The organism is Blautia glucerasea (genome assembly GCF_013304385.1).
GTDB lineage: Bacteria > Bacillota > Clostridia > Lachnospirales > Lachnospiraceae > Blautia_A > Blautia_A ammoniilytica.
Genome location: NZ_JAAITU010000074.1, coordinates 1 through 8,306, shown reverse-complemented (window position 1 = coordinate 8,306; position 8,306 = coordinate 1). Strand labels below are relative to the sequence as shown.

The following is an 8,306-nucleotide window of genomic DNA, read 5'->3' as shown; positions in this document are numbered from 1 at the left end:
CATTTCCGATGAAACGTTCTTCCACTTTCATTCCTGCACGGATAAGGAAATCCCGACCTTTCACGTTTGGCAGCTTTGCGGCCAGTTTTCTGACAGCGCGTCTGAGCACGAACGGAATCCAGGCAACTTTTTTCAATGCTTCAGGTTCTCTGTAAATATTGTATCCACCGAAAAGTTCATCTGCGCCTTCCCCGGAAAGGACTACCTTAACATGTCCGGCAGCCTCTTTGGAAAGAAAATAAAGTGCAACTGCAGAGGCATCCCCAAGTGGTTCATCCATATGGTACATCACATTGGGAAGGGCATCCCAGAATTCCTGCTTGGATATGATTTTCACATGGTGTTTCAAACCTGCTTTTTCTGCCACTTCGGCAGCTTTGTTTACTTCACTATATCGGTCTCCCTCATCAAATCCCACTGTAAATGCCTGGTCTGCACCGGAGGCAGAAGCCAGATACCCGGAGTCCACTCCACCGGATAAAAACGCGCCGACTTCCACATCACTTAACATGTGGTGCTTCACGGAATCCTTTAAAATCTCTGCAAGCTGGCTCCGCAGCTGCTCCATATTTGTCTTACGGTCCCACTTGCCAGGTGTAAGCTTTGTTTTGAAATAAGTCTTTATTTCATAGTTTCCGTTTTTATATAAAAGCATATGTCCGGGCATCAGTTTATAAATCCCCTTAAAAAAGGTCTCTTTCAGAGGGGAATATTGAAATGACAAATACTGCTCCAGTGCCTTCTGATTTACTTTTCTTTCATAACCTGGAAATGCAAGGATACTCTTAATTTCAGAAGCAAATACAAAGTGTCCATCTATTTCGGCATAGTACACAGGCTTAATTCCAAAGAAATCCCTTGCGAGCATCAAAGTCTGCTCTTTTTCATCCCATACTGCAAACCCAAACATTCCCCTGAGCTTATCCAGTGCCTTCTCCCCATATTGCTGAATGGTATTTACCAGAACCTCCGTATCGGAATGGGTACGAAAAGAAATGCCGGAAGCCTCAAGTTCTTCCCGCAGTTCTTTATAATCGTAAATTTCCCCATTAAAGACAATATGCAGATTTCCATCCGCACTTTCCATAGGCTGCTGCCCATCTTCTAAATCAATAATACTAAGTCTTCGAAAGCCCAGCGTAATCTTCTCCCTGCAAAAAGATCCCTTACTGTCCGGGCCTCTATGCGCAATGGCTTTCATCATCCTTTCAATTACTGTTTTCTGATCCTGTCTGTAACCTGTAAATCCACAGATCCCGCACATTTCTTCCTCCGTATCCATCTGATGTGGTTTAGACACTGCAACGACTTTTGTTACAGTCCAAAATTTTTTTTCGATATTTTATCATAAAAATATCTGTTTGTTGTAAAATAAAAATGTCTTTCTTATCAAATAATTATATTTCCAAATAGCTTTTATATCTCATATAACATTTTATAAAAAAAGAAACGTTTTCCAGTCTCTTATTTGCTTTCGGAAAACGTTTCTTTTCATTTACTCTTCATATAGATTTCCGTTCTCATCTGTCCAGGTTCCGTCACCATTATTTGTGTATCCTACACCGTCTGTATCACGGTAATAATAATCTCCGTTTGTAGTCTCTTTTACATTAACGGTGCCGCTGCTGCCCTTGAGTTCATGCTTTTCCAGCTGTGTTCCGGAATTATAGTCTTCATCATTCCAGGTACGGTAGGAATTTCCATTAGCATCTGCCCAGCTCCCATCTCCCTGATAACTGTATTGGAATCCATAATCATCGGAATAGGTTCCGTCTCCGTTATCGTAAAGGACTCTGGATTCTTCATCGCCTTCACCTGCTGCTACAATTGATGCCACACCGGACGCAGTACTGAATCCACTGGTATATGGCACGCCTGTCGGAAGATTTTCATTATTTGATACATTCCCGGTACCATCAGAACGGCTTTCGGAATCTGTTGATCCATTCTCCTGGCTTTCATTTTCTGTATCAGCTGCAGAAGAATTTTCTGCATCCACACTTTCTGTCGACGTTTCTTCATTTTGTAACAGATCTGCGCTATGGTTCTGCACGTCGTCGCTTTCCTGCTTATTTACCGTTTCGGAAAAAGGTGCATACTCAGGCACATTATTCTTCTCCTGATCAGTCTCTTTTTCATTATGAGCTTCTGCCTGCTCTGTTTTTCCAGTTTCTTCCGGTGCCTCTGCTGACACACTGAATGCCAGATTTCCTCCGACAAGCAGAACGGCCATCAGAATTCCCGGCAACAGTCCCCGTCTAAATTTCCGGATATTGAGCATATACAGGATCCTGTCTTTAAATACCATTCCACTGTCATTAAGACTTGCGCTCACATATGGTACCTGATTGTCCATTGCGACTGTTCGAAGAAGCAGTTGTCTGTAAAGCCTGTTTTCTTCCAGGCTTACCCGATGGATAACATCTGTATCACACAGATTCTCAATATCTTTATCTGCTTCTTTCAGCATCAGAAGAAGAAATGGATTAAACCAGTATATCGATGCACAGATCCGTAAAAACATCTTATACCAGAGATCCCGATGATTGTAATGCGTCAGTTCATGGTAAAAAACAAGTTTTCTTTCTTCGGCAGAATACCCGGTTGCAGGCAGATACAGTTTCGTATGAAAAAGCCCTGCCAGAAGCGGTGTGGTAAGACCTGCATTCTGCCTGAGTTCCGGTATTCTGCGTACATGCTTTCTCTGACACACCTCTCTGTACATCTGAATACTCACCGGATCACTTACTAACAGACTCATCCGTTCCAGATTCTTCATAGAAAGGTAATATGCCAGAAATTCTCCTGCAAGTTTGAGGATTGCCACAACCAACCAGACGGCTGTAAAAATCACTGCTGCAATTCCCATCCATCTGCCTGAATCACGCATGACAGGCACTTTCTGCGAAGAATTTTCAGAGGAATTCTGTGTGTTTTTGTTTAATGACTGCATATTTTCTAAATTCTGTAGTCTGTTTCCCTGATTTTCTGTTCCGACCATACTGCCATTTGGATTCAGATTCTGTCTGTCATATGTGCGGTATTGCGGCACATTAAAAGTCACAACTGACAGGTCTGCCGGCAGCTGTAATGGAACTGTCAGGCTGACTGCCACGATCAGCCAGATAACATATTTCCATCTGGCTGAGACTTTACCTTTTAGCAAAGCTGCAAGCACTTTGACCAGCAAAATTACAACTGCTGCAATAATATTCAGTTTCAAAATATGCAAAACAAATACTTCCATAGTTCGCTATTTCTCCCTGTCCTCTAGTTCTTTAAGAAAATCACTGAGCTCCTGAATTTCTTCAGAGCTTACCTTTTTCCCCTGATACAAGGACGTTACAAATTTTTTCAAAGAGTTCCCATAAAGCTTCTCAAGGACACTCTGGCTTTCATGTGCCTGATAATCCGACTGTGAAACCAAAGGTGTATACAGATTCATTTTACCCTGTTTGGTCACTTCCACAAAATTTTTGGCTTCCAGCCTGGCCAGCAGCGACAGGATCGTTGTCGGAGCAAGGCTTTTTTTCGTATTGATCACTTTTTCAATTTCCATTCTGTTCATCGGAGGTGTATTATTCCAAAGAACAAGCATAATGTCCAGTTCTGATTCCGGTAGTCTCTGATATGTTTTTTTCACGCTCTCATTCTCCCTCTTTCTACAATTGTAGGAACGATTTTATTATACCATATCAGTCAATTTCTGTATAGCTGTTTCCATTCTCATCTGTCCAGGTTCCATCTCCGTTGTCTGAAAATCCGGTACCATTTTCGTCGTGGAAATAATAATCACCATTTGTAGTCTGTGTAATGGTTACTGTATTACCGTCCGAATCCTCAAGGTCATGCTGTTCCAGAGTGGTTCCAAGATAATGGGTTTCATCATTCAGGGCTGAGTACGTGTTTCCATTTTCATCGGTATAAGTTTCATTCCCGTTATCAGTATATTTCATTCCGTCATCTCCACGATATTCGCAAGAATAATCTTTGTGAAGAATGTAGTTGATCTCAATTGTATTTCCATCACTGTCAACCAATGTCAGTGGTGAGGTGGAAATAATATCTGAACCATCATCGTTATCTGCGGAAGCATTCACGTCTGCATTGGAAGAATCTGAATCTCCCTTGCCTCCCGGATTGGAAGTACCGGTATCTTCCTGATCAGAATTCTCTGTTGAATCTTCATATGCTTGTCTGGTAAGGGAGGGATTTCCTGGATAGGAAATATATTCTACGAATTTTCTGACATCACCGATATCATCTGCATCTTTTGCATATCCCACCGTCATATATAAACTGTTCCCCTCTGAATAAACTGTCTGATAGCAGGCTTCATACGTATCATCGCATTTTGCAATTGCTATATTGACATCATCAAGTGAATATTTATAAATGTTTACATAATCACTTCCATTCGTATAGCTTGCATAAGTACCTTCCGTATCTGCTTTTTCCCAGTCGGAATCAGCTGGCGGCTGTGTATAAAAGTCATTATTTTCTGTTGCCAGAACCGTTCCTGCTGAAAAAGTTCCTAATACCGCCGTAGTGATAAGTGTCATTAACTTTACTGTTCCTGTTTTCATAGTGCATTCTCCCTGTTTATTATTTTCTACTTTTGTAGAAGTTGTTTATATTCTACATCTGTAGAATATAAAAGTCAACCATATTTTCTACAATTTCAAAATATTAACATGCACATACTGTGTTCGAACCTGATTCTGGATTTCTTCACTCTCGCATCCTCTGATAAATAATCGGCTCATCATACCTAAAAGTTCTTCTACCGTTTATTTCCATCGTTTCTGATACTTCCAGCTTTTTTGCATTAAATTTTTCATGAAGGGTAAACTTTAGCACAGGAGAGAACATGCTTATACTGCCGCCTTCCCAGGTATTCCCATGCTTCTGGTAAATGGCTGGATTGAACTTTGCAGAACGCTTTAAGTGTTATCGATTTCTCGTAACACCCGTACTGCCTCCTGTACCAGCATTTTGGTCGATGGGGTATCGGAGGATACTGTGGGGATGCCTTCTTTTGCCAGCATATAAATCTTAGCGGCTTTATCCTGGCTCTGATGGTATCCCTTCTCTTTTGCCCATTTTAGATAGCTTTCTATAAACTGTTCCTCCGATTTCTTCGTGATATTGTCATAATGCCAATATTCCTCCACAAAATCCCCTAGCTTATCTTTCCCATTTGTTTCATTCCACCCTTTCAGTAGCGTTTTAATCCCTGGCATCGTATAGTCCAAAAGATGAGTCAGTTCCAACACGCTTTCCACTCGCATCCGCATATAATGGCGGTACTGTCGACCTAAAAGCTTTAGTTCTCGTAAATGCTTTCTTCCAGTTCATATTCTTTCAGTCGATACCAATGATCAATTCCATAGTTAGAGATTGTAATGGCATCTTGCTTATCTGTTTTCACACGCCTCAATCCCTGACAACGGTATTCCTTGGCGTACCTTAGTTAGATGGGCACTGTCATGACCACCACTGCACTATTCCGTTAATGATCACAAAAGGCCGCCGGATTCTTCCGACAGCCCCCCTTGCTACATTAGTTGCCCAATCTTAATCTTCTCTATCATGGACTGATATTCTTTTTGCGTTATTACTTTATGATCCAGCAGATTTTTATAATAGCTTATTTTCCATTCCTCGCTACACGTATCCGGAACGATTTCTTTCTGTTTTGCTTTTCCACTCCGGTATAAACAATATGCAATCAGATATACAATCACACAAATATAGATCATTCCAAAGTTCCACACGTTATACAGAAAGGTTCTCATAGACCAACTATTTAAGATAGCATGATATGTATTAAGGCTAAAAGTAACTAACCACATGCTGAACTGCGCAAAAAAATATACGATTGCTGTTTTCTTTCGCATCCCGATTCTTGCCTTGGTCAATCTGAATGAAGAATTGATCATGATTATCAGCGATTCTATTGCAAATAGTTTCCCTATAATCATCACCCATTCACACCCGTCTTCATAAGAACGGAAGTATAGCTGCCTCCATGCCATCTCAAAACCAAATTTAGAAAGCACTTTTAGAAACATCACATAACTATATGCCTCATATATTAAAAGCAGCGTAAACAAAATCCCTGCTATATTACACTTCTTATTTCTTTTCATAATCATATCTCCATAGCCCATAAATCAACAGCTGCAAATTCTACCCGGTAGTCTCTGTCTTTTTTTCCGCAATAAAGACACATTCCCTTTAACGGGTAAGGATCATGGTAATAACCGATTCCTTTGGAAGGTAGTACAAGAGCAGCAGTTCCAACCAGCGTTTCTCCATCATAGATCTTTGCTATTATTGTTCCATCGATAACAGCTTTTATATCCTCAAATATTGTAAAGGGTTCAGTAAGAGCAACTTTCGTAGTCACGGTACAGGTTCCAGTTTCCGATACTTCAACTTTAGTCTCTGTAAAAGCAAGTCTTTTCAAACAGGTCTGCACATCGTCTTTCGCCAGCAGTTTTGTCTTGGCACTATCAATAGATACTGCAACTCCTCTCGCCTGGCTTTCATAAGAAACGGCTCCCATATAAGAATTCGTGATTAGTGGGGAAAAAGCCTGCAGGTTTGCCTTATTCTGAGCCCTTATCTGTGCATTTTGCGCCTGGATATTAAGTGCCGTTGCTGCTCCGGCAGCAGGACCGGCTATTCCATTTGCAATGCCTCCATGAATTGCCCAATCTTTTTCTTTTTGTTGCGAAGCATTCATCACAGCTTTTGCTCCACTTTTAAGGGTATCTGCTGTTTGCAAAAGTGCAGCCCTTTCAGCAGTAAGCATGGCAATCCGCTTTTCTCTTCCAGTCATGCCCTCATATTTCACAAGAGTTTTCTGCTCTGCTCTTTCTTCTTCCCTTTTAGCTTTTAAAGAATCATCCAGTTCTTTTTGCTCTTTCTTTTTAACCAATACTTCTGCTTCGGAATACAGATCTGATATATCCGAATATTTAATCCCATGTTTTTCGGCTATCAAGTTAGCTTTCTGTACTTCTTTTTCATTTTTACACTCTTTGATATCAGCTTTAAGGCACTCTTTGTAAAACTCTTCTTTTTTATTTTTTTCCTGTGTCTCTACTGTTATTATCTTATTTTTGCAGATCAGATTAAAAATATAAATTACCACTCCGATTCCAACTATAATAAATGCAGGTTTGAATAAGGAATTACTATTAGATGCAGTTTTAACTATACCGTAATTAGGCTTGGATGGGGCATTCATGATCTCTGAAAGAAGGACTGCTATCCCTCCCACAGTTATCACTATCCCTGAAGCTATCTGTCCCTTTTTACATATCGTTGCTTTTTTAAATGCACCATACAAAACAACGATTCCCCATAAAGCGATAATGCTTCCTATAAGCTTTTCCAAAAACACTGCTTCTCCTCCTCTTACTCATAATATTTGCTTTTTCTGTAAAACCGTCCTCCTTTGAACGATCTTATTTATAATATATTTTATAATATGTGATATTTCTGGAAGATTGTCTGTTTTTACAGAAAAGACTTATTCTTTAAACATAACATATTCTGTAGTCAAATACCATATGCTGTCAGATAAGTACTTTAATCGTAAAAAAAGGACCCGATGCATCAGGATCCTTACATTTGTACTATTTCTGAACTTTTAATTAAAACACAAGCTTTCTTTTTTTGAGCAGTTTTGGTAAATGAAAAATGGCGAGATGCTTATCGTAACACCCCGCCGAACAGCCGATTTGCATAAGATCCGCATAATCAGGACAATTTTTACATTTTATACTGGTAATAACTTAGTATTTTTTATAATATCTTGAATCTGCTTTTCATCCACTCCAGCCACATCAGCAATCTGAGCAGTTGTATAACCCTTTTTGTACATACTTATAACAAATTTTAATGTTGTTGCTTTTGTCGCAGATTCAGTTGCATCTACTGTGAACTACTCGGCAACTGAGTTGCCAGAGCATCTGAAATCTGGCGGGATACCGCCTTTTTCAGGGTGCGTCCATGACACCAATACTGCTTGCCTTCCGGCTATGCAGCTACCTTTATTATTTCTGGCTTTTTTAGTCCGGTTACGGACAGTTCCTTCTGTTTTCCGAATACGGAAAGATATTTCCGCAGGATATTAAACGCGCCTACCGCATCTGCATTGTATCTTACTCCGTCAGTTATATACATGCCCCGTTCTTTTCGGTTTGAGGCTTTTGCATATCTTTTTGATACCTTGGGTGATAATGGGCTGCACTGGCTGGTATAGCTTTCTTCCTGTCTTATCAATTGAATCC

General features: G+C 40.2%; 6 protein-coding genes and 3 pseudogenes. All 9 read right to left on the bottom strand.

Features of this window, described 5'->3' with window-relative positions:
- A partial coding sequence (asnB, locus tag G5B11_RS17885) for an asparagine synthase (glutamine-hydrolyzing) (protein WP_330603173.1) occupies positions 1-1,300 on the bottom strand: 1,300 nt, incomplete at its 3' end.
- A 195-nt stretch (positions 1,301-1,495) separates the two neighbouring features.
- Entirely contained in the window at positions 1,496-3,247 is a 1,752-nt protein-coding gene (locus G5B11_RS17880; protein ID WP_173729245.1) for a M56 family metallopeptidase, read from the bottom strand.
- A gap of 6 nt (positions 3,248-3,253) precedes the next feature.
- A complete protein-coding gene (locus tag G5B11_RS17875; protein WP_173729244.1) occupies positions 3,254-3,643 on the bottom strand; it encodes a BlaI/MecI/CopY family transcriptional regulator in 390 nt (129 codons plus the stop codon).
- A 52-nt stretch (positions 3,644-3,695) separates the two neighbouring features.
- Positions 3,696-4,586 carry a hypothetical protein gene (locus G5B11_RS17870; RefSeq protein WP_173729243.1) on the bottom strand — a complete coding sequence of 297 codons (891 nt, stop codon included), beginning with the start codon at positions 4,584-4,586 and terminating at the stop codon, positions 3,696-3,698.
- 145 nt (positions 4,587-4,731) lie between these two features.
- A pseudogene (locus G5B11_RS19670) lies at positions 4,732-4,947 on the bottom strand (hypothetical protein); the annotation flags it as partial.
- A pseudogene (locus tag G5B11_RS17865) lies at positions 4,947-5,461 on the bottom strand (IS110 family transposase); the annotation flags it as partial. The pseudogenes G5B11_RS17865 and G5B11_RS19670, both read right to left, overlap by 1 nt.
- A gap of 97 nt (positions 5,462-5,558) precedes the next feature.
- On the bottom strand, positions 5,559-6,152 hold the full coding sequence (locus G5B11_RS17860) for a hypothetical protein (protein ID WP_173729242.1): 594 nt from the start codon (positions 6,150-6,152) through the stop codon (positions 5,559-5,561).
- Between the two features lie 2 nt (positions 6,153-6,154).
- Complete coding sequence (locus tag G5B11_RS17855) at positions 6,155-7,408, bottom strand: hypothetical protein (protein ID WP_173729241.1); 1,254 nt, start codon at positions 7,406-7,408, stop codon at positions 6,155-6,157.
- Between the two features lie 644 nt (positions 7,409-8,052).
- Positions 8,053-8,306: pseudogene (locus G5B11_RS17850) on the bottom strand (RNA-guided endonuclease InsQ/TnpB family protein); the annotation flags it as partial.